Origin of the sequence: Nocardia kruczakiae NBRC 101016 (assembly GCF_001612965.1) — a bacterium.
Taxonomy (GTDB): Bacteria; Actinomycetota; Actinomycetes; order Mycobacteriales; family Mycobacteriaceae; genus Nocardia; species Nocardia kruczakiae.
In genome coordinates this window covers 57,937-84,209 of the sequence record NZ_BDBL01000033.1, presented here as the reverse complement: position 1 = coordinate 84,209, position 26,273 = coordinate 57,937, and the positions used below count along the sequence as shown (strand labels likewise).

Here is a 26,273-nt window from a genome sequence, read left to right as displayed (position 1 = left end):
CCGCTCACCCGGCGCGGATCAGTTGCCGCCGGGATAATCCATCCAGAAGGCCTCCCAGTGGTGACCGTCGGGATCGACGAAGGCGCGGCTGAACATGCCCACCGCCTCCTCCTGGGCGCGTTTGTCCTCGCTGACCTCCTCCGTGGCGCCCGCGCCCACCGCGGCGGCGATCAGCGACTCGACCTCCGCCCTGCTGCCCAGTGAGAGCGCGTAGATCGAACCGGTGGCCGCCCGGGTGTCGGCGATCGGGCGGTTGGTGAAGGTGTCGAAGTACTGCCGGACCAGCAGCATCAGACAGATGTTGTCGTCGACCACCACGCAGGCGGCGTTCTCGTCGGTGAAGTCCGGATTCACCTTCCAGCCCAGCGCCTCGTAGAACGATGTGGACCGCTCCAGATTCTCGACGGGGAGATTGATGAAGATCATCTTGCTGGGCATGTCCGGTCCTCTCGCGGCATCAATACGTGTCGTCAGTAGAGACGCGGTGGGCGCGGCAAACTCATCGGAAACCTCGGCGCACCGGCTCTGAGCTGCACTGATGCCGCACCGGCCGGGAAAATTCGCTAGCGGTCGAGTGTCCTGCGCGATACCGTCCGGCCATGTCGAGTGCCGTCTACCTGATCACCGGTATCCAAGCGGCCGGAAAATCGACGGTCGCGCAGGCCCTCGCCGAACGACTGCCCCGCTCCGCCCACGTCCACGGTGACGTGTTCCGCCGCTTCGTGGTCGGTGGCCGCGCGGAGATGTCCGGCGAACCGAGCGAGGAAGCCCTGCGGCAGTTGCGGTTACGGCACCGCCTGGCCGCCGCGACGGCCGACGACTACGCCGCCGCGGGATTCACGGCGGTGGTCCAGGACGTCGTCCTGGGCGATCTGCTGCCGTGGATGATCGAGCAGATTCACACCGACCCGTTGTACGTGGTCGTGCTGAGCCCGCGTCCGGCCGCGGTGGCCCGGCGTGAGGCCGGACGGGACAAGAAGGCCTACGGGGTCTTCACCGTGGATCAGCTCGACACCGTCCTGCACGCGGAAACGCCTCGCATCGGATTATGGCTGGACACAACCGATCTCACGGTCGAGGAGACCGTCGGAGAAATACTCGCCCGGGCCGAACCGGTGGAGCGGCGGTTCGGCCCGGGCGAGCGCCTGCGTCAGTGGGCCTCGGCCAGGAGGGTGCCCAGAGCGCGCAGGTGATCGGTGGCGCCGCCGAGCGCGAACTCGTTGTGTTTGGCGGCGGTGAAGTAGCACTGGACGATGTGGTCGCGGTCGATGCCGACGCCACCGTGCACGTGCACGGCGGTGTGGGCGATGCGGTGACCGGCCTCGGCGGCCCAGAATTTGGCGGTGTGGATCTCCGCCTCCGCCGGCAGCCCCTCGTCGACCCGCCACGCGGCCTGGGTGACCGCCAGTCGCAGCCCCTGCAGGTCGATGTAGCCGTCGGCCAGCCGCTGCGCGACCGCCTGGAAGCTGCCGATCTTGCGATTGAACTGCTCACGCTCACGGCCGTATTCGGCGACGAGTTCGACCGCGCGCTCCAAGGTCCCGAGCTGTTGTGCGGCCAGGCCGAGCCAGCCGTGGTTCAGCAGCCACGCGAGGATTTCGGCGCCGTCGTCCACGGTGCCGATCAATTCGGCGGGCGTGGAATCGAATTCGACCTCGGCCTGCGGGCTGCGGTCGACCACCTGCTGCGGCGTGACGCGCGCGTCCGCCGGGTCGACCAGGAAGACCGCGGCTTTGCCGGAGACCGTGGCGGGCACCAGGATTCGCGCGGACTGTGCGGCGAAGGGAACAACCGTCTTGGCGCCGACCAGCTTCCAGCCGCCCTCCTCGGTCGCGGTCGTGGTGGGCTTCGCCGGCTCCCAGTTGCGTTCCTCCGACAGTGCCACGGCCAGAATCGTCTCGCCCGCACCGGCTTTCGCCGCCAGCTCGCGCTGCGCCTCGTCACCCCAGCGGGCCAGCGCGCCGGCGCCGAGGACGACCGACCACAGATAGGGCACGGGGGCGGCGGATTTGCCGATCTCCCGCAGGATCGCGGTCTGTTCCAGCGCACCGAGTCCGCTGCCGCCCACCGATTCCGGCAGCGCGGCCGCGAGCACGCCGGTCTCGGCCAGCGACCGCCAGAGTTGGTCGTCGAAGCGGACCTCGGCCTTGTCCAGTTCCCGCAGCCGGTCGGCGGTGACGAGTTTGGCGCAGACCTCGCCGGTCAGCCGCGCGAGATCCTGCTGCCCCTCGGTAAGTGTGAAATCCATCGTTGTTCCTAGTTTTCGACGTGTCCGACCGGTCCGCGGCTCAGCGGGCGGCAGCGGGCTGTTTGAGGGCGGTCATCGCGATGATGTCGCGCTGCACCTCGTTGGTGCCGCCGCCGAAGGTCAGGATCAGGCAGGCACGATGCATCCGTTCGAGCCGTCCGCGCAGCTGCGCGCCGGGGGAGTCCTGCCGCAGATACGCCTGCGGTCCGAGGATCTCCATCAGCAGTCGGTAGGCCTCGGTGGCCAATTCGGTGCCGAGCACCTTGCAGGTGGAGGCATCCCACGGCCGGGGCGCGGCGTCGCCGCCCGCATCGGCGCCGGAGGCGATCTCCCAGTTCAGCAGTTTGAGGAATTCCACCTGGGCGTGGACCCGCGCCAGATTCAGCCGCACCCACTCGGCGTCGATCACCCGCGCGCCGCTGGAATCCTTGGTGTCGCGCGCCCATTCGGTGGTCTGCGCGACCGCCAGCGCCAGCGGCGCCGCCGAGGTCAACGCCACCCGCTCGTGGTTGAGCTGATTGGTGACCAGCGCCCAGCCGCCGTTCTCGGGACCGACCATCGCCGAATGGGGCACCCGCACGTCCTGGTAGTAGGTGGCGCTGGTGTCGGGCCCGGCCATCGTGTGCACGGGCGTCCAGGAGAAGCCCTCGGCCGAGGTCGGCACGATGAACATGCTGATGCCCTTGTGCTTCTTGGCGGTCGGGTCGGTGCGGGCGGCCAGCCAGATGTAATCGGCGTACTGGATGAGGCTGGTCCACATCTTCTGGCCGTTGATCACCCAGTCGTCACCGTCGCGGACCGCGGTGGTGCGCAGCGACGCCAGGTCGGTACCTGCGCCGGGCTCGGAATACCCGATGGAGAAGTGCAATTCGCCCGCCGAGATCTTGGGCAGGAAGAACTTCTTCTGCTCCTCGGTGCCGTAGTGCATGATCGTCGGCGCCACCGAGTTGATGGTCAGGAACGGCACCGGCGCACCCGCGACGGCCGCCTCGTCGGTGAAGATCAGCTGATCCATCGTCGAGCGGTCCTGGCCGCCGTACTCCTTGGGCCAGCCGAGGGTGAGCCAGCCGTCGTGGCCCATCTGCTGCACGACCTCGCGGTAGACGTTGCCGTGCCCGTACTCACCGGTCTGCGACGACAAAGCCTCGCGGCGCTCCGGCGTGATCAGCTTGGCGAAATAGTCGCGGAGCTCGGCGCGCAGCTGCTCCTGTTGCTCGGTATAAGCAATCCGCATGGCGGTTACCTCGTGCTCGGTGATGTGATGGCGGATGTGACGACATCGCCCTGTGACGATCGGTCCGGCGACGGTCCGCGCTGGGCCGATCTGCCCTGACGTCGATCATTGCATATCTACTGAAACATGTTCCAGTATGGAAACCGAATCCGGCCGCTTCGGCCGCAGCGGCCCGGCCGGGCTTGTAGGCTCGGCACTACCTGGTGGTGAAGGAGTTATCAATGAAGGTCAGTGTGGATTTCGACCAGTGCGAGGCCAACGGAATCTGTGTCGGAATCGCCCCCGACGTCTTCGAACTCGACGATGAGGACCAGCTGCACGTCCTCACCGCCGACGTGCCCGAGGACCGGCTCTCCGACGTCGAGACCGCTGTCGCGCAATGCCCGAAGGCCGCCCTGCGGTTGCAGTGAAATGGATGCTTGCCGATAACTGGAACACGTTCTAGAGTCACGGCGTGAGTGAATCGTCGAATCAGCCGGGGACGGATCTGTCCGGCAAGGTAGCGATCGTGACCGGAGCCGGCGCGGGCCTCGGGCGGGCCGAAGCGCTGGCGCTGGCCGGGGCCGGCGCCTCGGTGGTGGTCAACGATCTGGCCGAAAGCGATGCGGTGGCCGCCACCCTGGCCGATATTCGCGCGCTGGGCGCGAAAGCGGAATTCGTGGGTGGCAGTGTGGCCGAGCGTGCCACCGCCGACGCCCTGATTCGTACCGCGGACGAGACCTTCGGCGGTGTGGACATCGTCGTCAACAATGCGGGAATCGTCCGCGACCGCATGCTTTTCAATCTCTCCGACGAGGACTGGGACGCGGTCCTCGCGGTCCATCTGCGCGGCCATTTCCTGTTGTCGCGTAATGCCGCCGCCTACTGGCGCGGTAAATCGAAGGAATCCGGTGCTCCAATTTACGGGCGCCTGATCAACACGTCATCGGAAGCCGGTTTGCTGGGTCCGGAAGGGCAGCCGAATTACGCGGCGGCGAAAGCCGGAATCACCGCGCTGACGTTGTCCGCCTCGCGCGGTTTGTCGCGATACGGCGTGCGTGCCAACGCCATCTGCCCGCGGGCCCGGACCGCCATGACGGAATCGGTCTTCTCCGCCGCTCCCGAAGGGGATGTGGACCCGCTGGCGCCCGAGCATGTCGCCCGCCTGGTCGCCTACCTGGCCTCTCCGGGCGCCGACGCGATCAATGGTCAGGTGTTCGTCGTGTACGGCCCCATGGTCGCGCTGATGGCCGCACCCGAAGTCGAGGCGCGCTTCGACGCCGCCGGCGCGGAATGGAGTGCGGACGCGCTGGCCGACACACTCGGCACCTACTTCGCCGAGCGCCCCGCCGGGCGTACGTTTTCTGCGAGTTCGCTGCACGATCTCGGCTGATTATCAGGTGCAGGTCGTCCGACCAACTCCGGTTGATCGGCGGTCTCGCACTTGGTAGACATGGGGGTCGATGGTTGTGGGGTGCCTCACAAAGGCGTTCTGTACACCGTATGAACCTGTTCTAGCTTCGGAGCTGAAGCTCGGATGAAAAGAGCAGGTCAAAAATGTCAAATTCTCTTCCGATTCGATGTGAACGTGTTCTAATCTTCGGAGCGGAAGAGGTGTGGAGGCTCGCTGGCGCAACGTTGCGCGTACGGGTCGGCAAGGAGGAATCGCGGAATGAACGAGGTTCTTGCCGTGCCGTTGCGTGCGGTCGGCGGGTTCTTCGAACTCGTGGCCGCTGTGGCGCGGGCCTTGATACGTCCGCCATTTCAGCGACGGGAATTCGTCGACCAGTCGTGGTTCGTCGCCCGGGTGTCGATCATCCCGACCATCCTGGTCGCGATCCCGTTCACGGTTCTGGTGAGCTTCACGCTGAATATTCTGTTGCGCGAAATCGGCGCGGCCGATCTCTCCGGCGCGGGCGCCGCATTCGGAACGGTCACCCAGGTCGGTCCGATCGTGACGGTGCTGATCGTCGCCGGCGCCGGCGCCACCGCGATCTGCGCCGACCTGGGCGCTCGCACGATCCGGGAAGAAATCGACGCCATGAAGGTGCTCGGCATCGACCCGATCCATCGCCTGGTGGTACCGCGCGTACTCGCCTCGATGTTCGTCGCGGCGCTGCTCAACGGCCTGGTCTCGACGATCGGCATCGCCGGCGGCTTCCTGTTCTCGGTACTCCTGCAAGGGGTCAACCCCGGCGCCTTCGTCAACGGGCTCACCCTGCTCACCCATACGCCGGAGCTGGTGATCTCCGAGGTCAAGGCCGCGCTGTTCGGTCTGATCGCCGGACTGATGGCCTGCTACCTCGGTCTCAACGTCAAGGGCGGTCCCAAGAGTGTGGGTGACGCGGTCAACCAGACGGTGGTTTTCTCCTTCATGGCTCTGTTCGTGGTGAACGTCGTGGTCACCGCCGTCGGCATCAAGTTCACGGTGCGGTGATCAGATGGCGTTCGTAATCCAGTCCCGCTTCCCCCGTACTGTTCGACGCGTGCGGCGGGTTTCGAGTTCGATGGACGGAATCGGGCATCACGCCCAGTTCTACGGCAGGTCGTTGGCCTCGGTACCGAAGGCATTCACGCACTATCGCACCGAAACCATTCGCCTGATCGCCGAAATCAGCATGGGCACAGGCGCTTTGGCGGTGATCGGCGGCACGGTGGTGATCGTCGGCTTCCTCACCCTGTTCACCGGTGGCACCATCGCGGTGCAGGGCTACAGCTCGCTGGGCAATATCGGTGTCGAGGCGCTGACCGGATTCTTCGCCGCATTCCTCAATGTGCGGATCGCGGCACCGGTGATCTCGGGCATCGGATTGGCCGCGACCATCGGCGCCGGCGCGACGGCCCAGCTGGGCGCCATGCGGGTGGCCGAGGAGATCGACGCGCTGGAATCCATGGCGATCCGGCCGATGCCCTTCCTGGTCGGCACGCGCGTGCTGGCGGGCATGATCGCGATCGTTCCGCTCTACGCGCTGGCGGTGATCGCGTCGTTCGTCGCGAGCCGCTTCGCCACGGTCGTCATCTACGGCCAGTCGGCCGGTGTGTACGACCATTACTTCTCCACATTCCTGATTCCCAGTGACATCCTGTGGTCGTTCGTGCAGGCGATCCTCATGGCCTTGGCGGTCATGATGATTCACACCTACTACGGCTACAACGCGACCGGTGGACCGGTCGGTGTCGGAATCGCGGTCGGAAACGCGGTGCGCGCCTCGCTGGTGGCAGTGGTGTCGGTGACCCTGCTGATGTCGCTGGCGATCTACGGCACCTCCGGCAACTTCCATCTCTCCGGGTAGGCGGTATGGCGGCAAATAAACTCGTCGAAAAGGAAGGCGCCGGAAAGTTTTTCGGCGCCGGATGGGGTGTCAAGCTTTCGGGGGTGGCGCTGATTCTGTTTCTGGCCGCGATCGTCGCCGTCGCTCTGACGATGTTCGTGGGCGGATTCACCACCTCGAAACCGGTCTATCTCGACGCCCCACGCGCGGGCCTGGTGATGGACAAGGACGCGAAGGTCAAGATTCGCGGTGTGCAGATCGGCCACGTTTCCGATATCGCGTACACCGGCGACCAGGCTCGGCTGACCCTGGCGATGGACCCCGATCAATTGAAGATGGTGCCGGCGAACTCGACCGTCGATATTCGATCGACCACGGTCTTCGGCGCCAAATACGTGAACTTCGTCGAGCCGGAGGTCCCCTCCGCGCAGCATCTGCAGGCCGGCGCCACGTTGACCGCGCAGTCGGTGACCGTCGAATTCAATACGCTGTTCCAGCATTTGACCGAGGTGCTCGGCAAGATCGCGCCGGAGAAACTGAATGCGACGCTGACCGCGCTCGGCACCGCATTGCAGGGCCGCGGCGACAAACTCGGTCAGCTGCTGGTCGACAGTGACGAATATCTGCGCGATATCAATCCGAGCCTGCCGGATCTGCAACGCGATCTGCAGACGTCGGTGGGAGTCACCAACCTGTACGCCGACACCGCGCCGAACCTGTTGCGCACGACCGACAATGCGGCCGTGACGAGTAAGACCCTCGTCGGCCACAAGGACAGCCTCGACGCCGTGCTGCTGAATCTGATCGGCCTGGCCGACACCACGGGCGCGGTGCTGAAGGAGAACGAGAACGGCCTGTCGACGGCCCTGGATCTGCTGCGGCCGACGGCCGAACTGCTCAACGAATACAACCCGGCGCTGTACTGCCTCGTCGAAGGTGTCGCGGGCGCGATTCCGCGAGCCAACGAGATCTTCGGCGGAACCGGACCCTGGGTGACGTTGAACGCCAGTTTCATGCCGGGCGGCACGCCCTATTCCTATCCGAAGGATCTGCCGAAGGTGAATGCGACCGGTGGCCCGCACTGCGAGGGCATCCTCGACCGCCAACCCGGTAGCCACTCGAACTACCTGGTCACCGATACCAGCGAGGGTCGGGTGTACACACCGGAACTGTCCACCCATCTGAACGGGCCCCGGGTCTTCCAGTTGCTGTTCGCGGGTCTGCCGGGGGTGGGTAATCCGTGAGGCTCAAACCACACGCCACCAGCGTCAAACTGGGGATCTTCACCCTCGTGATGGTGCTGGTACTGGCCCTGCTGGTCGTCATCTTCTCGCAGATGCGCTTCGCGCGGGAGAACGGCTACCACGCGGTGTTCACCAGTTCCTCGGGCATGCTGCCCGGGTCCAAGGTGCGCATCGCGGGTGTGCCGGTCGGCTCGGTGAAGAGTGTCAAGGTCGGCAAGGACCATCTGGCCCATGTCGATTTCGACGTCGACCGGCAGTACAAGCTCTATGTCAGCACCCAAGCCGCCGTGCGCTACGAGAACCTCGTGGGTGACCGGTATCTGGAACTGATGGACGCCCCGGGCACGGCGCAGGTGCTGCACTCCGGCGGCACCATCGGCCTGGACAAGACCAAGCCGGCGCTGGACTTGGACATGCTGCTGGGTGGTTTCAAACCGCTGCTGCGCGGCCTGGACCCGCAGCAGGTCAACTCCCTGACCGAGGCGCTGCTGCAGGTCTTCCAGGGACAGGGCGGCACCCTGGTCGCACTGCTGAACAGTTCCGGCTCGTTCGCCAAGACCCTGGGCGACCGCGACGCCCTCATCGGCAGCGTGATCGAGAACCTGAAGACGGTGCTGGCCACCATCGACGATCACAACAAGGATTTCGACACCACGCTGACCGAATTGCAGCGTCTGGTGAGTGGCCTGGCCGCGGACCGGGATCCGATCGGCGCGGCGCTGCCACGACTGGCCGGCGCCACCGGCGATCTCACCGATCTGCTGAAGCAGGCGCGCCCGGACCTCAAGGCGACCTTCGACCAGCTGGGCCGTGTCGCCGACAATCTCGACCAGAAGTCCGACGATGTCGAGTGGGTCCTGCAGAACCTGCCCTCGACCTACAAGGAGCTGGTGCGGCTCGGTGCGTACGGCTCGTTCCTGAACATGTACGTGTGCGGAACGAATTTCCTCGTGGACGGCCCGGACGGTAAGCCGATGCATGTGAATCTGCCCGGTCTGCAGACGACCGGAAGGTGTTCGACGAAGTGAACCAGACCTCCCCGCTCATCAAACACGGCGTCGTCGGCGTCGTGCTGGCGGTCGCGATCGCGTTGTCCGCCTTGCAGTTCGACCGGCTTCCCTTCATTCGCAGTGGCGCCGAATTCACCGCGTACTTCGCCGATGCCGGCGGCCTGGTGACCGGTGACCAGGTGCAGGTCGCCGGTGTCCGGTCCGGGCAGGTCGAGGACGTCAGCCTCGACGGTCCCAAGGTGAAGGTGCGGTTCAGCCTCGACGAATCCATCGTCCTGGGGAAGAAGACGACCGCCGCGATCAAGACCAACACCGTGCTCGGGCGCAAATCCCTGGAGGTCGATCCGCAGGGGTCCGGTGCGCTGCGCAGCGATCAGCCGATTCCGTTGGACCGCACCACTTCTCCGTATTCGCTCAACGACGCCCTGGGCGATCTGAGCAATACCGTGAAGGGGCTGGACACCGACCAGGTCAACAAGACTCTCGACGCCCTGTCGGACGCCTTCGCCGACACACCGGCGCCGCTGCGCTCGGCACTGGACGGCATCACGCAGCTCTCGCGCAGCCTGAACGCACGGGACAAGGCCCTGACCGAACTGCTCTCGCACGCGCAGAACGTCACCAAGGTGCTCGCGGATCGGTCGAACCAGATCAACGCCCTGCTGCTGGACGGCAACAACCTGCTCGGTGAGCTGGACGCCCGGCGCACCGCGCTGAGCCAGCTGATCGTCTATGTCAACGGACTGGCGCAGCAGCTGACCGGTTTCGTCAACGACAACGAGCAGAGCCTGAAACCGACACTGGACAAGCTGAATTCGGTGCTCCAACTGCTCGAGCGGAACAAGGACAACCTGAGCAAGGCCCTGGACGCGCTCGGCCCGTTCGAGGCGGCCCTCGGTGAACAGGTCGGCAGCGGCCCGTACTTCCAGGCCTACGTCTCCAACGCCACGAGTATGACGCTGCAGCCGCTGGTGGACGCGCTGGTCTGGCCGCAGCATGTGCCCGAATCGTTCTGGAAGTACCTGACCACCCCGCCGCCCTCGATCGGGCCCGCGATCCAGGAGCCGCCGCGATGAACGCGATTCGCACGATCACGAAGGTGCCGAAATGGGTCCGCGTCGTGGCCGCCGCCCTGGTGGTGGCGCTGGCGGGCTGGATCGTCTACGGCGCGGTGACCAATATCGGCAAGACCCACATCACCGCCTATTTCCCGTCCACCACCGGGCTGTACGCCGGTGACGACGTGCGGGTGCTGGGCGTCAAGGTCGGCCGGATCGATGCGATCGAGCCGGGCCGGGACAAGACCAGGGTGACGATGACGGTCGACCGCGGCGTCGACATCCCGGCCGACGCCAAGGCCGTCACGGTCTCGCCGAATCTGGTCTCGGCCCGCTTCGTGCAATTGGCGCCGGTGTACACCGGTGGCCCGAAGATGCACGACGACGGCGTGATTCCGATCGAGCACACCGCCGTGCCGGTGGAATGGGACGACATCAAGGCCGAGCTGACCAAACTGTCCAAGGCCCTGGGCCCGATCGGTGAGGATCAGCAGGGCTCGTTCGGACGGTTCGTCAACACCGCGTCCGACAATCTCGCGAACGGCAATGCCCAGGCGCTGCGCGACACGCTCCACGAGTTGTCGAGCACGCTGAATACGTTGTCCGACGGTCGCACCGATCTGTTCGGCACGGTCCGCAACCTGCAGCAGTTCGTCGATGTGCTGTCCAAGAGCAACGATCAGATCGTGCAGTTCGGCGGCCGGCTCGCCTCGGTGTCCTCGGTGCTGTCGGGCGTCTCCGACGACCTCGGCGCCGGACTGGACAATCTCGATTCGGCGGTGGCCGACGTCAAGCGCTTCCTGGACGAACGCGGCGGCCAGCTCACCGAGAGTGTGCAGAACCTGGCGCAGGTGACCCAGATCCTGGCCGACAAGCGTCCGCAGCTCGAGCAGGTCCTGCATTCGGGCCCTGTCGCGCTGTCGAACTTCTATCAGATCTACAAGCCCGCGCAGGGCACGCTGACCGGCGCCGTGGTGCTGCCGAACTTCCGCAATCCGTTCGCGTTCCTGTGTGGCGCCGTCGAGGCGCTCGAGGACAACGGTTCGCAGCGGACCGCGGACCTGTGCAAGCAACAGGTGGCACCGGTGATCAGCTCGCTGATGATGAATTACCCACCGCTGCTGGTGAATCCGGCGTCCGGGCAGCAGGCCTTCCCGAACCAGCTGACCTTCTCGCCGCCGAGTCTGGCCGATCGCGTCGAATATCCGGCGCCCGGCGAGGCTCCGGCCGAGGTGCCGAGCGGTCTGTCCGGCCTCGCGATTCCGGGAGGAGGACGATGATGCGACGCGGACGAATGCGACTCGCCGGCGCCGCCGTCGGCCTGGTGATCCTGTTGGGCGCCACCGGATGTGAGTGGGACGGCCTGAACACCCTGCCGATGCCCGGCGCGGCCGGAACGGGGGAGGGCGCCTGGCAGATCAAGATCCAGATGCCGAATGTCACCACCCTGACCCGTAATTCACCGGTGCAGGTGGACGACGTCACGGTCGGCACGGTGAAGAACATCCAGGTCGAGGATTGGCACGCACTGGTCACGGTGAGCCTCGAGAAGGGTGTCCACCTGCCGGCCAACACGGTGGCCGCGATCGGGCAGACCAGCCTGCTCGGCAGTAATCACGTCGAACTGTCGGCGCCGAAAGACGTTGCGCCGGAAGGTCAGTTGAAGCCGGGCGATGTGATTCCGCTGTCGCGCGCGAGTGTCTATCCGACCACCGAACAGACGCTGTCGTCGTTGTCGGTGGTGCTCAACGGTGGCGGAATCTCGCAGCTCGAGACGATCACCCACGAGCTGAACAAGACCTTCTCCGGACGGTCCGACGCCATCCGCGACCTGCTGCCGCAGCTGACACAGCTGACCAGCACCCTGGACGCCCAGACCAAGGACATCATCGACGCGATGAGCGGGCTGGACCGCTTCGCCGGGCAGCTGAACAACCAGAAGGACCAGGTGACCCGGGCGGTCACGCAGCTGCATCCGGCCCTCACCGTCCTGGCCGACCGCCGTGAGAACATCACCAAAACCATTACCGCACTGGGTGATCTGAGTGATGTCGTGAGCCGGGTGATCGCCGAGAGTGGTGACAACCTGAAGGCGGATCTGGCCAATCTCCACCCGGCCCTGGAATCGCTGGCCAACACCGGAACGAAACTGGCCGACTCCCTGCAGATTCTGCTCACCTTCCCGTTCCCCATGCGGAACCTGAACAAGGCGCTCAAGGGCGACTACCTCAACCTGCTGATGACCGTCGACCTCACCGGCGCGCGACTGGATTCGAACTTCCTCACCGGTACGCCGCTGGGCGGACGTTTCGGCGGGGTCGAGGGCGCGCTCGGCACGATCGCACCCGATACCGCGATGGGCAAGGGTGACCCGGTCACCGGGCCGATGCAGCCGCCGCCACCGCCCGCACCGGGCACGGCCGCGCCGACGCCGAGCATTCCCGGCCTGCCGCCGATTCCGAACCTGCCCGCCATACCCGGGCTGACGGTGCCCGCGCCGCAACAAGGGGGTGCGGGTCGATGAAACTCAGCAAATTCGTCCGGACCCAGCTCGTGATCTTCTCGATCCTGACCGTGATCGGCCTGGTCGTGATGGCGGGCGTCTACGTCCACCTGCCGGCCATGTTCGGCATCGGCCGCTACGGCGTGACCGTGAAGCTCGAGGCCACCGGCGGGCTGTACCCGACCGCGAACGTCGCCTATCGCGGCACCAACGTCGGCAAGGTCGAGGATGTGAAGCTCACCCCGGACGGGGTCGACGCCAAGCTGTCGATCAGCAGCGACTTCAAGATTCCGAGCGATGTCGATGCCTACGTCAAGAGCGTGTCTGCGATCGGCGAACAGTACGTGGATCTGGTTCCGGCCGAGAATCCGCACGGCGGGAATCTGCACGACGGTTCGGTGATCCCGGTGCAGCGCACCAAACTTCCGCAGGACGTCGGCGATATGCTCGACCAGGCCGACCGGCTGCTCAGCAGTGTCGCCGACACCAAACTGCGCCAGGTCATCGACGATGCCTTCACCGCGTTCAACGGCGCCGGCCCGGATCTGCAGAAGTTCATCGACTCCGCCTCGCTACTGGTGCAGGAGGCGAAGAAGAATACGAACGAGACGAAGGATCTGCTCGACAAGATCGGTCCGCTGCTCGACACCCAGAACCAGTCCGATGCCGCGATCCGCTCGTGGACGAAGGATCTGGCGACCGTCACCGACCAGTTGCGCCTGCACGACCCCTCGCTGGGGCAGTTGCTCGACCGCACGCCCGCGGCCGCGCAGAAGGTGTCGCAGACCTTCCAGGATCTGAAACCGACGCTGCCGCTGCTGCTGTCGAACCTGACCAGCGTGGGCCAGGTCGGGGTGACCTATCACGCCGGTGTGGAACAGATTCTGGTGATCTACCCGCAGCTGGTGGCGGCGCTGCTGACGTCGATCCGCGGGCCCACGCAGTACGGCGCCATGGTCGACTTCATGCTCGGGCTCAACGACCCGCCGGGCTGCACCACCGGCTTCCTGCCGCAGGATCAGCGCCGCTCGCCGGCCCTGAAGGACACGCCGGACACGCCGCCGAACCTCTACTGCAAGGTGGCGCAGAACGCGAAGGAAGCGGTCCGCGGTATCCGCAACACGCCGTGCGCGGATGTGCCGGGTAAGCGGGCCCCGAGTCCGGAACTCTGCCACGACCCGCAGGGTTATGTCCCCGAGGGCGACAACCCGCCGTTCGGCGATCCGCATCCGGTGACCCCGTCCGGTGAGCCGGCGGCCGACCCGGGCGACGCTCCCGCCGCGCAGACCCAGCCGGCTGCGGCGCTGCGCACCTACGACCTGAAGAACCACACCTTCACCGGACCCGACGGCCGGACCTACCGCCAGGGGGATGTGGGCCCCGACGGATCGGGCACTGTACCGTCCAGTTGGCAGGCGATGCTCGAGGAGCAACAGAAATGAGCGAATCGAATTCCACACCCACCGGTCGCGTCCGGCGGCGCGCCAGCAGGCAGGCGGGGGCGCCGACCGATGCGGTCGCTGTCGAGCGGGCCGAGAGCGCGCCGGCCGGCGATGCGACGGTGAAACTGTCGAGCACATCACCGGCGAGCGGCGCGAAGTCGTCCTCGGAGGTGGCATCGGTTTCCCATACCGACACGGCGTCGGATCGCACCGCCGAACTCTCGACGGCAGCCGCTGACGACAAGACCGTGCGGCTCACCGGCACCTCGGAGGAGACCGAAGCCGCCGACGTACCGGCCGACACCTCCGAGCCGGCGAAGCGCTCCCTCGGCCCGCTGGGCTGGGCCGCCGCGGTGGTGGCCGTGCTGTCGTTGATCCTGCTGGTCGGCTCGGGCGGCTTCTTCGCCTACCACCAGCATCAGGTCAGTGCCCAGGCCGACCAGCGCACGGAATATATCCAGACCGCCAAGCAGGCCATCCTCAATCTGACCAATATCAAGGACGACACCGCGAAGCAGGACATCGACCGGGTGCTCTCGGTCGCCTCCGGGCAGCTCAAGCAGGAGTACTCCGAGCGTAAGGACGCCTACGCGCAGGTCGTGCAGCAGGCCAAGGTGAAGGCCAGCGGCGAGATCATCGAGACCGCGGTCGAGAGCCAGGACGACCACACCGCGAAGGTGCTGGTCGCGGCCAAGCAGACCCTGACCAACGCCGGTGCCAAGGATCCGCAGGAGCGCTACTACCGCTTCCGGGTCACGGTCGACCGCGACGACAACGGTGGTATCACCGCCTCGCAAGTGGAGTTCGTGGCATGAGTGAACGTGGCGTGAGTACACAAGGATCCGGCAAGCTACGCCCGATCCTGTTCATCAGCGCGGCGGTGCTGTTCGTGGCCGCGGTCGCGATGGCCTCGGTCACCGGCTACAAGTACTGGTCCGACAAACAGGTCGAGCACGCCCGCACCGACGCGGTCCCCGCGGCCCGGCACGCGGTGGAGTCGGTGTTCACCTACGACTTCAAGACCGTCGACACCGAACTGCCGAAATCGGCGGACAACCTCACTCCGTCGTTCCGCAAGGACTATCTGAAGCTGATTCAGCAGGCGATCGCGCCCGGCGCCAAGGAGAAGCAGCTCACCGTGCAGGCGAACGCCACGGCGGCCGGTGTGGTGTCGGCGGAGCGCTCGCACGCGGTCGTGCTGCTGTACCTGAATCAGGTGACCACCAGCAAGGATTCCCCGCAGGGAACGGTGACGCCGAGCCGGGTCCGCGTCGCGCTGGACAAGGACGGCGGCCACTGGCTGGTCGACGCCATCACCCCGATCTGATCCGCCTTTAAGCGAATCCCGTTATCCCCGTTAAGAGTTCGTCCCTACCGTCGACGGCACAGCGATTCCGAGGCGGGATCGGTGGTCGATACCGGCTCCGGTCGCGGCGCAGATCTCCCGCCGGTGAAGCGCGCCTGTGCCGCACGGCCGTGACCGTGCGGCGATCCGGCGGGTGCGGCGGAATCCGGGGTGGCGGTGTGCGGCGACCGCCGGCCCCGGCGGAGGCCAGGACCGAGATTCGGTGTGGGCGGCGCTCTCCGGCTGCCGGACGGTCGGTTCGAAGGGTGTAACCCGCCTCGGATCGCTGTCTAGCGCTCCGCGCCTCCGGGATCCACATCCGCATCGGTGAGCAGGGCACTGCCCGCCACCCGATCCTGGGCCAGCGCGTCGAGGAAGGAGCGGGCCCAGCGGTCGACGTCGTGGGCGAGCACCTGGCGGCGCAGCGAACGCATCCGGCGGCGCTTGGTCTCCGGATCGTCGTCGATCGCGGACATGATCGCGTTCTCGACGCTGTCCAGATCGTGTGGGTTGCACAGATAGGCCTGCCGCAATTCGGCTGCGGCGCCGGTGAATTCGCTGAGCACGAGGGCGCCGTTGAGGCCGCTGTGCGAGGCCACGTACTCCTTGGCGACCAGGTTCATGCCGTCGCGCAGCGGGGTCACCAGCATCACGTCGGCGGCGACGAAGAAGGCGACCAGCTCGTCGCGGGGGATCGGGCGGTGCAGATAGTGCACGAAAGGGTAACCGACGCGGGAGAATTCGCCGTTGATCCGGCCGACCTGTCGTTCGATGTCGCCGCGCATCTGGATGTAGCTCTCGACGCGTTCGCGACTCGGTGTGGCCAACTGCACCATCACCGTCTCGGCGGGGTCCAGCCGACCCTCGTGCAGGAGTTCCTGCAGCGCCGCGAGGCGGATATCGATGCCCTTCGTGTAGTCCAGGCGGTCCACACCGAGCAGGATGTGCTTGGGATTACCGAGTTCTCGGCGGATCTGGGCGGCGCGCTCGCGCACCGAACGTCTTCGCGACAGCTCGTCGAGTTCGGCGGAGGCGATCGAGATGGGGAAGGCGCCGACTCGCACGGTGCGGAAACCGACCTGCACCACACCGAGTTTCGACCGCACACCGACCGTGCCGCGCGAGGTGGGTTGCCCGGCAAGCCTTCTCGCCAGATACAGGAAGTTCTGCGCGCCGCCGGGCAGGTGGAAGCCGATCAGGTCGGCGCCGAGCAGACCCTCCACGATCTCGGTGCGCCAGGGCAGCTGCATGAACAGCTCCACCGGCGGGAACGGGATGTGCAGGAAGAAACCGATGGTCAGATCGGGCCGCAGCATACGCAGCATCTTCGGCACCAGCTGCAGCTGGTAGTCCTGCACCCACACGGTCGCGCCCTCGGCGGCCACCTTCGCGGTGTATTCGGCGAAGCGCCGGTTCACGTCCACATACGCCGTCCACCAGTCGCGGTGGTACTCCGGCCGCACGATCACGTCGTGGTAGAGCGGCCACAGCGTGCCGTTGGAGAAACCCTCGTAGTAGGCGGCGACCTCCTCGGCGGTGAGCGGCACCGGATACAACTCCAGGCCGTCCTCGATGATCGGGTCGACATCCACGTCGGGGACCCCGGCCCAGCCCACCCAGGCGCCGTTGTTGTTGCGCAGCACCGGCTCCAGGGCCGTGACGAGGCCGCCCGGACTGCGCTTCCACCGCTTGGTTCCGTCGGGGAGACGTTCCAGATCCACCGGGAGCCGGTTGGCGACCACGACGAAACCGGAGCCGGCGCCCCCGGGACGGTCCGCTGGTGCGGATTCGGTTTCCGGCGAAGCGTCTCGAGATCGATCGCTGCGTATGTCGCGCATCTGGTCCACTGCTGGATCCTCCGGTCGCCGAAATGGCGGAGCTAGGCGTGGGTTTTAGTTGTCATGCGCGCTGCGGCGCGCTCGTCCTATTCGCTGCGCGCGCTGGGACCGATTCCGAGCATCGACAGCAGCATCCGGCATTCGTCGGCATCGGTGGCGTAGGCGGCCACGACGCGCTGTGCCTGCCGTGCGGTCTCGTCGGCGAGCGGTTCCAGGTCGTCGTCCGCGATGTCGTTGGCGCTCTTCGCGGCCATCATCGTGTCCTCTCGGCTCGGGGTCGTGGCACGGCGGTGGGGTTCGACCGTCGTGGTGTCGGCGCCGTGCGGTGTCAATGGTATCGGTCGCCGGCCGGGGGCCCGTCGGCTCGGTGCCGACCGCTGCCGAACCGCAACAGCTGTGAGCGGGACCCGTCACACCGGCGAAACGCCGGAGCCCCGCGAACCTATACCGTTGGTAGGGAGGTGAATTTCACCTGCCTCGTGTACCGAGCACCGCACGAATCGAGTGGAAAGGGTCGCAGCACATGCCGTTGGCCACGGTGAATGGAATCTCGCTGAACTACCAGGTGAAGGGAGACAAGGCCAAAGGCACCGACACCAAGGGGGCCGCCCCGCTGGTCGTGCTGATCATGGGCACCGGGAGTCCCGGCCGGGTGTGGGAGCTGCACCAGGTTCCGGCGCTGGTGGCGGCCGGTTACCGGGTGTGCACGTTCGACAATCGCGGCATCGCTCCGTCCTATGAGGCGCCCGACGGGATGACCATCGACGAATTGGCCGCCGACACCGCGGCGCTGATCGAATTCCTCGACGAGGGCCCGGCCCTGGTCGCCGGCACCTCGATGGGGGCGCGAGTGGCCCAGGAATTGGCCCTGGCGCGTCCCGACCTCGTGCGTAAGGCCGTTTTCATGGCCGGACACGCCCGGCTCGACCAATTCCAGAAGACCCTCTCGCTGGGCGAGCACGAACTCGACGCCTCCGGCGTGCGACTGCCCGCCAAATACGACGCCGCCGTCACCGCGGTGATGAATCTTTCGCCGGCCACGATGGCCGATCCGAATTCCGCGCGCGATTGGCTGGATCTGTTCGAATTCACCGGCGGACCGGCATCGCCGGGAATCCGGGCCCAGCGCCGGATGGATCACGATTTCGATCGGTTGCAGGCCTATCGGGCGATCAAGGTGCCGTGTCTGTCCATCGGATTCGCCGACGATCGGATGATCCCCGCATATCTGACCCGTGAGCTGGCCGAAGTCATTCCCGACGCCCGCTACCAGGAGATCCCCGACGCCGGCCATTACGGGTATCTGGAACGTCCGGAGGCGGTCAATAAGATCCTGCTCGATTTCTTCGCGGGCTCGAGGTAACCGCCAACGCGTAACGTCGGTCTTGCTAGTGTCGACACATCGCTCGGGGGCTACGGCTCTGGTCGGTCGGTTTCGGCTCGTGCCCGCGCCCCGCGAGTTTCCGTACACAGCGCGTTCCCGTACACAGCGCCAGCATCCAGTGAGGTGAAATGAGCACCAACCCCTTCGACGACGAGGACGGCCGCTTCTTCGTTCTGGTCAACGACGAGGAGCAGCATTCCCTGTGGCCTGCTTTCGCCGAGGTCCCGGCCGGGTGGCGAGTGGTGTTCGGCGAGGACAGCCGGGCTGCCTGCGTCGAATACGTGGAGAAGAACTGGACGGATATGCGGCCCAAGAGCCTGCGTGACGCGATGGCCGCCGACGACGCGGCTCGCCAGGGCGCCCAGTCCTGATTTCCGCGCCGGAACGCACGGCGCGGCGCGACGGTGATCGGCGGCTGCGTGATGCCCTGGCCGGGGCACACGCAGCCGCCGCGATCGCGTCGTTCCCTCCTGCGGTAATGCACGATTTTTCCGGACGGCCCGCGCCCCGGTTATGATTGCACCGCTTCACCCGCCTCCTTAGCTCAGTGGTAGAGCACCGCTCTTGTAAAGCGAAGGTCGTCAGTTCAATCCTGACAGGGGGCTCTCTCGGCTTCGGCCTGCGACAGCAGGTCGGAGCTTTTTCCGTCGTCAGGGCAGATGCATCAGCTGCCGGGCCAGACCGAACAGCCGGCTACCGAGCTTGAAGACGGGGATTCCCAGCGGAATCAACAAGATCGTCACGCACAACACCGCGCCGAGGATCCACACCACGACCGCGAGCAGTCCGACCACCGTGCCCAGCACGGCCGTCAGGATGCCCAACACCACGTCGAGCAGGCCCCGTATCGCTCCCATGACGACCTTTCCGATGTCCATTCTGCTCTTTTTTCGCGCCGTGTGCTCCGCTGCGGGCCGCCGTGATGAAAGTTGAGCGCCTGCCGCTCGCTGTCCGGGTCGCGCAGGCGGCTCGCAGGAAACTCCCAGACAACGTTCAGCGCATTCCGGGGTGCAGGAGAGACGATATCCAGCATGAGTGGAGTGGCTGGCGATCGAACCCCGGAGGCTCGGGTGCTGGTGGTCGACGACGAGCCGATGATCGTCGAACTGCTGTCGGTGAGTCTGCGCTATCAGGGTTTCGAGGTGGCCACGGCCGCCAACGGCGCCGAAGGGCTGGACCGGGCCAAGCAGTTCCGGCCCGACGCCCTCATCGTCGACGTCATGATGCCCGGTATGGACGGCTTCGGCCTGCTGCGCCGGCTGCGCGCCGACGGCATCGACGCTCCCGTCCTGTTCCTCACCGCGCGTGACGAGGTGGAGGACAAGATCACCGGCCTCACCCTCGGCGCCGACGACTACGTCACCAAACCCTTCTCGCTCGAGGAGGTGGTGGCGCGGCTGCGGGTGATTCTGCGCCGCTCCGGTCACGTGGTGGAGCAGACGAAGTCCTCGCGCCTCCGCTTCGAGGACATCGAACTGGACGACGACACCCACGAGGTGTGGAAGGCCGGGGAACCGGTCGCGCTGTCGCCGACGGAATTCACGCTGCTCCGGTACTTCATGGTCAATGCCGGAACCGTCCTGAGCAAGCCGCGCATCCTCGACCACGTCTGGCGCTACGACTTCGGCGGCGAGGTGGGCGTGGTGGAGACCTATGTGTCCTACCTGCGCAAGAAGGTCGACACCGGCCCCGACCGGCTGATTCACACGCTGCGCGGTGTCGGCTACGTGATGCGGGCGCCCAGCCGCAGCCGGTCGTCGGCGAAATGAACGATCCGCGCTCGGTGCGGGAACGCGCCGACCACGACGCGGGCGACATCGAATCGGTGCGCCCCGCCGGTGAATTCGAGCCGGGAACCGATCCCGGATCCGGCGAGGTCGCCGAGCCCGGCGCGAGCGCCGAGGGCGTCGCACCGCCTCGGCGCGGGATTCGGCGCCGGATCTCGCGACGCCTGGCCGCGGTGCCCCTGCGGGTCACCCTGGTGCTGGCGCTGGTCTGCCTGGCGGGCCTCGGACTGCTGGTGTCGGGTGTCGCGGTGACCTCCGCGATGCGAAATGTCTTGATCGACAAGGTCGATCGGCAACTGTTCGAGGCCGCCCACAGCTGGGCCAGCCCCGATGCGCCACCGCCCCAGCATCTTCCGCAACCGCCGGGGCGGGAGCGCCCGCCCGCGCTGTTCTACGTGCAGGTGACCGGGTCCACCGGAAATCAGCGCCTGCTGCTGAGTTCGGGGCCCACCGTTCCGGACACTCCGTCTGATCTGTCGAAACATCCCGAGACCGTGGGATCGGTCGGTGACCCCAGCGAACATTGGCGCGCGATCAAGGTGGTGACACCTCAGGGATCCAGCGTTGTCGCGTTGCGGCTCACCGAAACCGAGAACATCATCGACCGCCTGATCGGATTGCAGGTCGCGGTGGGCCTGATCGTACTGGCGGTGCTCGCGGTGGTGGCGCAGTTCGTCATTCGCCGGAGCCTGCGCCCGCTCGGTGAGGTGGAGAAGACCGCCGCGGCCATCGCGAGCGGCGATCTGCATCGCCGAGTTCCGGTGCAGGACACCAACACCGAGGTCGATCGGTTGTCGCAGTCGCTCAACGGCATGCTGTCCCAGATTCAGAGCGCCTTCGCCGCCACCGAGGCATCGGAGGAATCCGCGCGGCGCTCGGAGGCCCGGATGCGGCGATTCGTCGCCGATGCCAGCCACGAACTGCGAACCCCGCTGACCACGATCAAGGGTTTCGCGGAGTTGTATCGGCAAGGGGCGCTGGCGGATCCGGCGCTGTTCATGGATCGGATCGAACGCGAATCCAAGCGGATGAGCCTGCTGGTGGAGGATCTGCTGATGCTGGCGCGCCTCGACGCGCAGCGGCCGGTGGAACGGCGGCCGGTGGATCTGCTGGCACTGGCCAGCGATGCGGTGCACAACGCCCGGGCCGTCGACGCGGCGCAGCGGTCCGAGGAGCCACGCCGGCCCATCGACCTCGAAATACGTCCGGGGACGGGAACGTTGGAGGTGCGCGGTGACGAGGCGCGGCTGCGTCAGGTGCTGGGCAATCTGGTCAACAACGCGCTGATCCACACCCCGCCGGAGGCCGCGGTCGCCGTCGCGCTGACACCCGCGCCGGAGGAGGTCGTCATCGAGGTCAGCGATACCGGACCGGGCCTGCCCACCGAGGACGCCGAGCGCATCTTCGAACGCTTCTACCGCACCGACACCTCACGCAGCCGCGACAGCGGTGGCACCGGACTGGGCCTGTCGATCGTGCAGGCGCTGGTCGCCGCGCACGGCGGCACGGTCTCGGTGCGCAGCGCGGTAGGACAGGGCACCACGTTCGCGGTGCGCCTGCCCCGTTCGCAGGAGTGATTCAGGAAGGGACGTTCGCGCCGTAACCGAGATCGCGCAGCGCCTGCTTGATCTTGTCCTGCGCCTCGTCCAGCGACTCCGGGCTCGGATCGGTGTCCGCGCCGGAGATGTCGAAATCGCCCAGCTCGAACGCCGGGAAGACGTGCACGTGCAGATGCGGCACCTCCAGCCCGGCGATCAGCAGGCCCGCCCGCGGCGCATCCCACGCCTTGCGCACCGCCTGGCCGATCTTCTGGGCGACCTCGTTGATCCGCGCGAACGTGGCGGGATCCAGATCCTGCCACTGGTCGATCTCCTTGCGAGGAACCACGAGCGTATGACCCTGGGTGACCGGGGCGATGGTCAGGAAGGCGACGAATTCCTCGTCCTCCCACACGAACCGCCCCGGCAGCTGTCCGGCAATGATCGCGCTGAATACAGATGGCATGGGTTTCATATTGCCCCGCCCGGGCCGGAGGCGGTGGCGGGGCCCACAGGTCGGCGGTGCCGCCGACGAGGGCGGCCGGCTGTCCTCCCGGTACCCGCATCCGCTGTTCACCTGCGTCCCCTAAGCTGTCACGCGTGCGCGTACTCGTCATCGGATCCGGAGCCCGTGAACACGCCCTGGTGGAAGCCCTGCGTCGGGATCCCGGGGTCACCGCGATCGCGGCCGCGCCCGGCAATCCGGGGATCGCCCAGGTCGCCGAGGTGCGGGCGGTCGATCCGGCCAGTGCGGAGGCCGTCGTGGGCCTGGCCCGCGATTTCGGCGCCGACCTGGTGGTGATCGGTCCCGAGGTGCCGCTGGTGCTCGGTATCGCCGACGCGGTCCGGTCGGCGGGGATCGCCTGCTTCGGCCCCTCCGCCGCCGCCGCGCGGATCGAGGGATCGAAGGCCTTCGCCAAGGATGTGATGGCCGCGGCCGGGGTGCGCACCGCGCACAGCGAGGTCGTCGATCATCCGGGCGAACTCGACGCCGCGCTGGATCGCTTCGGGCCGACCTGGGTCGTCAAGGACGACGGGCTGGCCGCGGGGAAGGGCGTGGTGGTCACCGCCGATCGGTCCGCGGCCCGCGACCACGGTGCCGAACTGCTCGAACAGGGCCATCCGGTGCTGCTGGAATCGTTCCTCGACGGTCCCGAGGTCTCCCTGTTCTGCCTGGTCGACGGCGAGACCGTGGTGCCGCTGCTGCCCGCGCAGGATCACAAGCGCGTCGGCGACGGCGACACCGGTCCCAACACCGGCGGCATGGGCGCCTACACCCCGCTGCCGTGGCTGCCGCCGGAAACCGTCACCGAAATCGTCGAGGACGTGGTGAAACCCGTTGCCGCCGAGATGGTCCGGCGGGGCGTCCCGTTCTCCGGACTGCTGTACGCGGGCCTCGCGATCGGCCAGGCCGGTCCCGCCGTCGTCGAATTCAACTGCCGCTTCGGCGATCCCGAGACCCAGGCCGTGCTCGCCCTGCTCGACAGTCCGCTCGGCGCGCTGCTGCACGCCACCGCCACCGGCACCCTGGCGCAGGCGCAGCCGCCGGTCTGGAAGGACGGCGCGGCGATCACGGTGGTGCTGGCCGCGGAGAACTACCCGGGCCGCCCCCGCACCGGCGACGTCATCTCCGGCACCGAGAGCACGCCTGCTTCGGGCGCGAATGCCGAAGTGCTGCATGCCGGTACGTCGCTGCGCGCGGACGGCGCGCTGCTGTCGGCCGGCGGCCGGGTGCTGAATGTCGTTGCGACGGGCGGTGATCTGACCGAGGCCCGGGCTAACGCCTACGAGCGCATCGCGGGAATCAAGTTGCCCGGTAGCCACTTCCGGACCGATATCGGCCTCGCCGCCGTGGAGGACCGGATCTCGCTGCCCACGCGGGTGTAGCGGAAACAGCGGCCCGGGTCAGCCGACCTGGATGCCGTGCACGGCCAGCCACGGCTGCGGATCCACGTGCTGTCCGCCGATGAGGATTTCGAAGTGCAGGTGCGGGCCGGTGGAATCGCCGCGGTTGCCGATGCGGGCGATCTGCTGGCCGGCGCGCACCCGCTCGCCGACCGAGACCGAGAAGTCGTACATGTGGCCGTACACCGAGATGGTGCCGTCGTCGTGGCGGATGCGTACCCACAGTCCGAAGCCCTGCGCCGGCCCGGCGTCGATGACGGTGCCGTCGGCGACGGCGTAGATCGGTGAGCCGATGGGTGCGGCGATATCGATCCCGTAGTGGAAGGTGCCCCACCGGCCGCCGTAACCGGAGGTGAACACCCCGCGCGCGGGCAGCGCGAAACCGCCGATGCCCGGGGCGATTCCGCCCGGAGCGATGCCGCCGGGAATCGTGGTGGCCGGTCCGGACAGCCACGGTTGCGGCGTTCCGGCGACCGCCGCGGCGGCCTCGGCCTTCGCGCGGTCGAGGGTGGCCCGCGAGGCCGCGGCGACCACCTGTGCCTCGCGCATGCGCTCCCCGTTGTCGATGGCGGCCAGATAGCGTTTGCTGGTTTCGGGTTCGGCCTGCACCTGTAGCGGGTATGCGACCGCGATCCGTTGTGCGGCACCGGGTTTCGGCGTCGAATCGATCGGTTGCGGCGCAACGGTGTCGGCGGCGGCGAACAGGGCGACCACGACCATGCCGATCACCAGCACCCGATGGTCGCCGACCCAGCCGCGCAGCCTGGGCCACAGGGTCTCGAATTCCTCGCGCCAGTCCCGATTCCGCAGCGCACGGCGCCACCGTCGCGATCGCGCGCGCCATTCGAGCGTCGCGGCCTGCCCCAGTTGGCGTGAGTGACGGGCCGAGGACCGTATCCGGCCGGCGATCGAGGGGCGCTCGCGACGCAGCGTCGTTCGCCAGTCGGGGCGGATCACGGTCCAGCCCCCCTGGTACGACTTCGCGCGGCGTGCCTGGTCAGGCATTCTGCCGACGATAACAGGGGCTCGCCCGGACGCGCAGGCAGGCGCGGCGGCGCACAGCAACGTCTCAGGCGCCCGGTGCCGGGAACGGACTGCGCGCCGGCCGGCGAATCCGGTGTTCTACCGTCGTCTGGTGCGCAGTGAATCCCGGCGGTCCACCGTTCCGACCTTCTATGTCATGGATGTCTGGAAGGCCGCGGCCGAACGCGCCCGCACCCACGGCGATGTGCTGGTCCTGGCGGCCGGTCAGCCCTCCACACCCGCCCCGGTGCCGGTGCGGCGCGCCACCCGGGTGGCCCTCGACGCCGAATTACTCGGCTACACCGAGACTTTCGGTATCCCGGAACTGCGCACCGCCATCGCGGCCCATCACCGCGCCACCTACGGCGTCGAGGTCGAGGCCGACGACGTGGTGATCACGACCGGCTCCTCGGGAGCGTTCACGCTGATCTTCCTGGCCGCATTCGACGCCGGTGACACCGTCGTGGTCGCTCGCCCCGGTTATCCGGCCTACCGCAACACCCTCACCGCGCTGGGCTGCCGGGTGATCGAACTGGACTGCGGGCCCCGGACCCGGTTCCAGCCGACGGTGGCGATGCTGGAGGAACTGCCCGAACCGCCCGCCGGTGTGATCGTGGCCAGCCCGGCGAATCCGACCGGCACGATGATCGCCCCCGACGAGCTGGCGGCGCTGGCCCGCTGGTGCGACGACCACGGCACGCTGCTGATCTCCGACGAGATCTATCACGGCATCGCCTATTCCGGGGACGACGGCGATACCGAACCGGTGAGCTCGGCCTGGGAGACCTCGCGCGAATCGGTGGTGATCGGGTCGGTGTCGAAGTATTTCTCGATGACGGGCTGGCGGCTGGGCTGGATGCTGGCGCCCGCGCGGCTGCGTCCGGCGCTGCAGCGGCTGGCCTCCAATATGACCGTCTGCCCGCCGGCGATCTCGCAATTCGCGGCGACGCACGCGTTCGGTACCGAGGCGAAATCCGAACTCGACGGCCACGTGCGCCGCTATGCCCGCAACCGGGCGCTACTGCTCGACGGGCTGCCCGCACTCGGGATCACCGATCTGGCGCCCGCCGACGGCGCCTTCTACGTCTACGCCGATATCGGTCACCTGAGCCAGGATTCGACGCGCTGGTGCGCGGATCTGTTGGCGCACACGGGTGTCGCCCTCGCGCCCGGAATCGATTTCGACACTCGTAACGGACACCGCACGGTCCGCTTCTCCTTCGCCGGCGCCACGGCGGATATCGAGGAGGCACTCGTGCGACTGGGCCGATATCTGAGCTGACGCACAGACTTTCCGTACCGGCCCACCGGAGCGCGTGGATGCGGTACAAATGATTCGGGTTGTGATTTCAACCCTTGCTATTTCGAACCGGTCCCGGCTGTCCGCTCGGACCGGATCCCGGAAATTTGCGCGGTCCCATGGTCGATTGCACAGCAACGATTCGGCCGGGATTGCACAGACG

General features: G+C 67.1%; 27 protein-coding genes and 1 tRNA gene. 20 read left to right on the top strand and 8 right to left on the bottom strand.

What is annotated here, in order from left to right:
• Positions 1-18: 18 nt before the first annotated feature.
• Positions 19-438, bottom strand: a complete 420-nt coding sequence (locus tag NK1_RS23425) for a VOC family protein (RefSeq protein WP_063011913.1) — start codon at positions 436-438, stop codon at positions 19-21.
• A gap of 161 nt (positions 439-599) precedes the next feature.
• Here NK1_RS23425 and NK1_RS23420 point away from each other — a divergent pair, with 161 nt between their 5' ends.
• On the top strand, positions 600-1,193 hold the full coding sequence (locus tag NK1_RS23420; protein WP_157104401.1) for an AAA family ATPase: 594 nt from the start codon (positions 600-602) through the stop codon (positions 1,191-1,193).
• Here NK1_RS23420 and NK1_RS23415 read toward each other — a convergent pair.
• Together NK1_RS23415 and NK1_RS23410 are read right to left on the bottom strand one after the other, a co-directional pair.
• Positions 1,151-2,248, bottom strand: a complete 1,098-nt coding sequence (locus NK1_RS23415; protein WP_063011911.1) for an acyl-CoA dehydrogenase family protein — start codon at positions 2,246-2,248, stop codon at positions 1,151-1,153. The two genes, NK1_RS23420 and NK1_RS23415, sit on opposite strands and share 43 nt — an antisense overlap.
• A gap of 40 nt (positions 2,249-2,288) precedes the next feature.
• A complete protein-coding gene (locus tag NK1_RS23410) occupies positions 2,289-3,482 on the bottom strand; it encodes an acyl-CoA dehydrogenase family protein (RefSeq protein ID WP_063011910.1) in 1,194 nt (397 codons plus the stop codon).
• A 221-nt stretch (positions 3,483-3,703) separates the two neighbouring features.
• On the opposite strand from NK1_RS23410, the gene NK1_RS23405 reads away from it, so the two are divergent.
• The 12 genes from NK1_RS23405 to NK1_RS23350 all read left to right on the top strand — a co-directional run bounded on the left by NK1_RS23405 (position 3,704) and on the right by NK1_RS23350 (position 15,317).
• On the top strand, positions 3,704-3,892 hold the full coding sequence (locus NK1_RS23405; RefSeq protein ID WP_063011908.1) for a ferredoxin: 189 nt from the start codon (positions 3,704-3,706) through the stop codon (positions 3,890-3,892).
• A gap of 44 nt (positions 3,893-3,936) precedes the next feature.
• Positions 3,937-4,854: a 3-oxoacyl-ACP reductase gene (locus NK1_RS23400; protein WP_036497707.1), complete on the top strand. Its 918-nt coding sequence runs from the start codon at positions 3,937-3,939 to the stop codon at positions 4,852-4,854.
• A 279-nt stretch (positions 4,855-5,133) separates the two neighbouring features.
• Entirely contained in the window at positions 5,134-5,898 is a 765-nt protein-coding gene (locus tag NK1_RS23395) for an MlaE family ABC transporter permease (protein WP_030518640.1), read from the top strand.
• Between the two features lie 4 nt (positions 5,899-5,902).
• Positions 5,903-6,754 carry an ABC transporter permease gene (locus NK1_RS23390; protein ID WP_036497709.1) on the top strand — a complete coding sequence of 284 codons (852 nt, stop codon included), beginning with the start codon at positions 5,903-5,905 and terminating at the stop codon, positions 6,752-6,754.
• A gap of 5 nt (positions 6,755-6,759) precedes the next feature.
• Positions 6,760-7,977: an MCE family protein gene (locus NK1_RS23385; RefSeq protein ID WP_063011906.1), complete on the top strand. Its 1,218-nt coding sequence runs from the start codon at positions 6,760-6,762 to the stop codon at positions 7,975-7,977.
• Complete coding sequence (locus NK1_RS23380) at positions 7,974-9,005, top strand: MCE family protein (protein WP_084461432.1); 1,032 nt, start codon at positions 7,974-7,976, stop codon at positions 9,003-9,005. Before NK1_RS23385 ends, NK1_RS23380 begins: the two co-directional genes overlap by 4 nt.
• Positions 9,002-10,063, top strand: a complete 1,062-nt coding sequence (locus tag NK1_RS23375; protein ID WP_063011956.1) for an MCE family protein — start codon at positions 9,002-9,004, stop codon at positions 10,061-10,063. Before NK1_RS23380 ends, NK1_RS23375 begins: the two co-directional genes overlap by 4 nt.
• Positions 10,060-11,325 (top strand): MCE family protein, encoded by a 1,266-nt coding sequence (locus tag NK1_RS23370; protein ID WP_063011904.1) that lies wholly within the window; start codon positions 10,060-10,062, stop codon positions 11,323-11,325. The genes NK1_RS23375 and NK1_RS23370 overlap by 4 nt, the downstream gene beginning before the upstream one ends.
• Positions 11,322-12,569 (top strand): MCE family protein, encoded by a 1,248-nt coding sequence (locus tag NK1_RS23365; protein ID WP_063011901.1) that lies wholly within the window; start codon positions 11,322-11,324, stop codon positions 12,567-12,569. The genes NK1_RS23370 and NK1_RS23365 overlap by 4 nt, the downstream gene beginning before the upstream one ends.
• Positions 12,566-13,990, top strand: a complete 1,425-nt coding sequence (locus NK1_RS23360) for an MCE family protein (RefSeq protein ID WP_063011899.1) — start codon at positions 12,566-12,568, stop codon at positions 13,988-13,990. The genes NK1_RS23365 and NK1_RS23360 overlap by 4 nt, the downstream gene beginning before the upstream one ends.
• Positions 13,987-14,805, top strand: a complete 819-nt coding sequence (locus NK1_RS23355) for an Rv1363c family protein (protein ID WP_063011897.1) — start codon at positions 13,987-13,989, stop codon at positions 14,803-14,805. The genes NK1_RS23360 and NK1_RS23355 overlap by 4 nt, the downstream gene beginning before the upstream one ends.
• Positions 14,802-15,317: an Rv1363c family protein gene (locus NK1_RS23350; RefSeq protein ID WP_063011895.1), complete on the top strand. Its 516-nt coding sequence runs from the start codon at positions 14,802-14,804 to the stop codon at positions 15,315-15,317. Before NK1_RS23355 ends, NK1_RS23350 begins: the two co-directional genes overlap by 4 nt.
• Positions 15,318-15,625: 308 nt before the next feature.
• Here the strand turns inward: NK1_RS23350 and NK1_RS23345 are convergent, their stop codons facing one another.
• Positions 15,626-17,173, bottom strand: coding sequence for an alpha,alpha-trehalose-phosphate synthase (UDP-forming) (locus NK1_RS23345; protein ID WP_063011952.1), 1,548 nt, complete (start codon positions 17,171-17,173; stop codon positions 15,626-15,628).
• Positions 17,174-17,259: 86 nt separating this feature from the next.
• Positions 17,260-17,430: a hypothetical protein gene (locus NK1_RS23340; RefSeq protein WP_157104400.1), complete on the bottom strand. Its 171-nt coding sequence runs from the start codon at positions 17,428-17,430 to the stop codon at positions 17,260-17,262.
• Between the two features lie 266 nt (positions 17,431-17,696).
• Between NK1_RS23340 and NK1_RS23335 the strand changes: the two genes are divergently transcribed.
• From NK1_RS23335 to NK1_RS23325, 3 genes are all read left to right on the top strand, one after another.
• Positions 17,697-18,536, top strand: coding sequence for an alpha/beta fold hydrolase (locus NK1_RS23335; protein WP_036497726.1), 840 nt, complete (start codon positions 17,697-17,699; stop codon positions 18,534-18,536).
• A 149-nt stretch (positions 18,537-18,685) separates the two neighbouring features.
• On the top strand, positions 18,686-18,928 hold the full coding sequence (locus NK1_RS23330) for an MbtH family protein (protein WP_011207082.1): 243 nt from the start codon (positions 18,686-18,688) through the stop codon (positions 18,926-18,928).
• Positions 18,929-19,090: 162 nt separating this feature from the next.
• Positions 19,091-19,162: transfer RNA gene (locus NK1_RS23325), tRNA-Thr, on the top strand.
• Positions 19,163-19,207: 45 nt separating this feature from the next.
• Here NK1_RS23325 and NK1_RS23320 read toward each other — a convergent pair.
• Positions 19,208-19,414: a hypothetical protein gene (locus NK1_RS23320; RefSeq protein ID WP_036497739.1), complete on the bottom strand. Its 207-nt coding sequence runs from the start codon at positions 19,412-19,414 to the stop codon at positions 19,208-19,210.
• A gap of 174 nt (positions 19,415-19,588) precedes the next feature.
• Between NK1_RS23320 and NK1_RS23315 the strand changes: the two genes are divergently transcribed.
• Complete coding sequence (locus NK1_RS23315) at positions 19,589-20,326, top strand: response regulator transcription factor (RefSeq protein WP_084461430.1); 738 nt, start codon at positions 19,589-19,591, stop codon at positions 20,324-20,326.
• Between the two features lie 191 nt (positions 20,327-20,517).
• Entirely contained in the window at positions 20,518-21,921 is a 1,404-nt protein-coding gene (locus tag NK1_RS23310; RefSeq protein ID WP_063011950.1) for a sensor histidine kinase, read from the top strand.
• 1 nt (position 21,922) lies between these two features.
• Here NK1_RS23310 and NK1_RS23305 read toward each other — a convergent pair whose 3' ends face one another.
• Positions 21,923-22,348: an HIT family protein gene (locus tag NK1_RS23305; protein WP_063011891.1), complete on the bottom strand. Its 426-nt coding sequence runs from the start codon at positions 22,346-22,348 to the stop codon at positions 21,923-21,925.
• 134 nt (positions 22,349-22,482) lie between these two features.
• Between NK1_RS23305 and purD the strand changes: the two genes are divergently transcribed.
• Positions 22,483-23,769 carry a phosphoribosylamine--glycine ligase gene (gene purD, locus NK1_RS23300; protein WP_063011889.1) on the top strand — a complete coding sequence of 429 codons (1,287 nt, stop codon included), beginning with the start codon at positions 22,483-22,485 and terminating at the stop codon, positions 23,767-23,769.
• Between the two features lie 18 nt (positions 23,770-23,787).
• On the opposite strand, the gene NK1_RS23295 is transcribed toward purD, so the two are convergent.
• The gene (locus tag NK1_RS23295) at positions 23,788-24,792 is read right to left on the bottom strand and encodes a M23 family metallopeptidase (RefSeq protein ID WP_063011887.1); all 1,005 of its coding nucleotides are present in this window, start codon (positions 24,790-24,792) and stop codon (positions 23,788-23,790) included.
• A gap of 130 nt (positions 24,793-24,922) precedes the next feature.
• Between NK1_RS23295 and NK1_RS23290 the strand changes: the two genes are divergently transcribed.
• Positions 24,923-26,092, top strand: coding sequence for a pyridoxal phosphate-dependent aminotransferase (locus NK1_RS23290; RefSeq protein WP_063011948.1), 1,170 nt, complete (start codon positions 24,923-24,925; stop codon positions 26,090-26,092).
• The last annotated feature ends 181 nt before the right edge of the window (positions 26,093-26,273 follow it).

Bases quoted from the DNA above. Each gene is read 5' to 3' on its own strand.
- NK1_RS23390 (WP_036497709.1), top strand. From the start codon at position 5,903: ATGGCGTTCGTAATCCAGTCCCGCTTCCCCCGTACTGTTCGACGCGTG.
- NK1_RS23360 (WP_063011899.1), top strand. From the start codon at position 12,566: ATGAAACTCAGCAAATTCGTCCGGACCCAGCTCGTGATCTTCTCGATC.
- NK1_RS23385 (WP_063011906.1), top strand. From the start codon at position 6,760: ATGGCGGCAAATAAACTCGTCGAAAAGGAAGGCGCCGGAAAGTTTTTC.
- NK1_RS23425 (WP_063011913.1), bottom strand. From the start codon at position 438: ATGCCCAGCAAGATGATCTTCATCAATCTCCCCGTCGAGAATCTGGAG.
- NK1_RS23340 (WP_157104400.1), bottom strand. From the start codon at position 17,430: ATGATGGCCGCGAAGAGCGCCAACGACATCGCGGACGACGACCTGGAA.
- NK1_RS23295 (WP_063011887.1), bottom strand. From the start codon at position 24,792: ATGCCTGACCAGGCACGCCGCGCGAAGTCGTACCAGGGGGGCTGGACC.
- NK1_RS23315 (WP_084461430.1), top strand. From the start codon at position 19,589: ATGAGTGGAGTGGCTGGCGATCGAACCCCGGAGGCTCGGGTGCTGGTG.
- NK1_RS23420 (WP_157104401.1), top strand. From the start codon at position 600: ATGTCGAGTGCCGTCTACCTGATCACCGGTATCCAAGCGGCCGGAAAA.
- NK1_RS23320 (WP_036497739.1), bottom strand. From the start codon at position 19,414: ATGGGAGCGATACGGGGCCTGCTCGACGTGGTGTTGGGCATCCTGACG.
- NK1_RS23335 (WP_036497726.1), top strand. From the start codon at position 17,697: ATGCCGTTGGCCACGGTGAATGGAATCTCGCTGAACTACCAGGTGAAG.
- NK1_RS23355 (WP_063011897.1), top strand. From the start codon at position 13,987: ATGAGCGAATCGAATTCCACACCCACCGGTCGCGTCCGGCGGCGCGCC.
- NK1_RS23415 (WP_063011911.1), bottom strand. From the start codon at position 2,248: ATGGATTTCACACTTACCGAGGGGCAGCAGGATCTCGCGCGGCTGACC.
- NK1_RS23345 (WP_063011952.1), bottom strand. From the start codon at position 17,173: ATGCGCGACATACGCAGCGATCGATCTCGAGACGCTTCGCCGGAAACC.
- NK1_RS23365 (WP_063011901.1), top strand. From the start codon at position 11,322: ATGATGCGACGCGGACGAATGCGACTCGCCGGCGCCGCCGTCGGCCTG.
- NK1_RS23395 (WP_030518640.1), top strand. From the start codon at position 5,134: ATGAACGAGGTTCTTGCCGTGCCGTTGCGTGCGGTCGGCGGGTTCTTC.
- NK1_RS23330 (WP_011207082.1), top strand. From the start codon at position 18,686: ATGAGCACCAACCCCTTCGACGACGAGGACGGCCGCTTCTTCGTTCTG.
- NK1_RS23370 (WP_063011904.1), top strand. From the start codon at position 10,060: ATGAACGCGATTCGCACGATCACGAAGGTGCCGAAATGGGTCCGCGTC.
- NK1_RS23410 (WP_063011910.1), bottom strand. From the start codon at position 3,482: ATGCGGATTGCTTATACCGAGCAACAGGAGCAGCTGCGCGCCGAGCTC.
- NK1_RS23305 (WP_063011891.1), bottom strand. From the start codon at position 22,348: ATGCCATCTGTATTCAGCGCGATCATTGCCGGACAGCTGCCGGGGCGG.
- NK1_RS23350 (WP_063011895.1), top strand. From the start codon at position 14,802: ATGAGTGAACGTGGCGTGAGTACACAAGGATCCGGCAAGCTACGCCCG.
- NK1_RS23405 (WP_063011908.1), top strand. From the start codon at position 3,704: ATGAAGGTCAGTGTGGATTTCGACCAGTGCGAGGCCAACGGAATCTGT.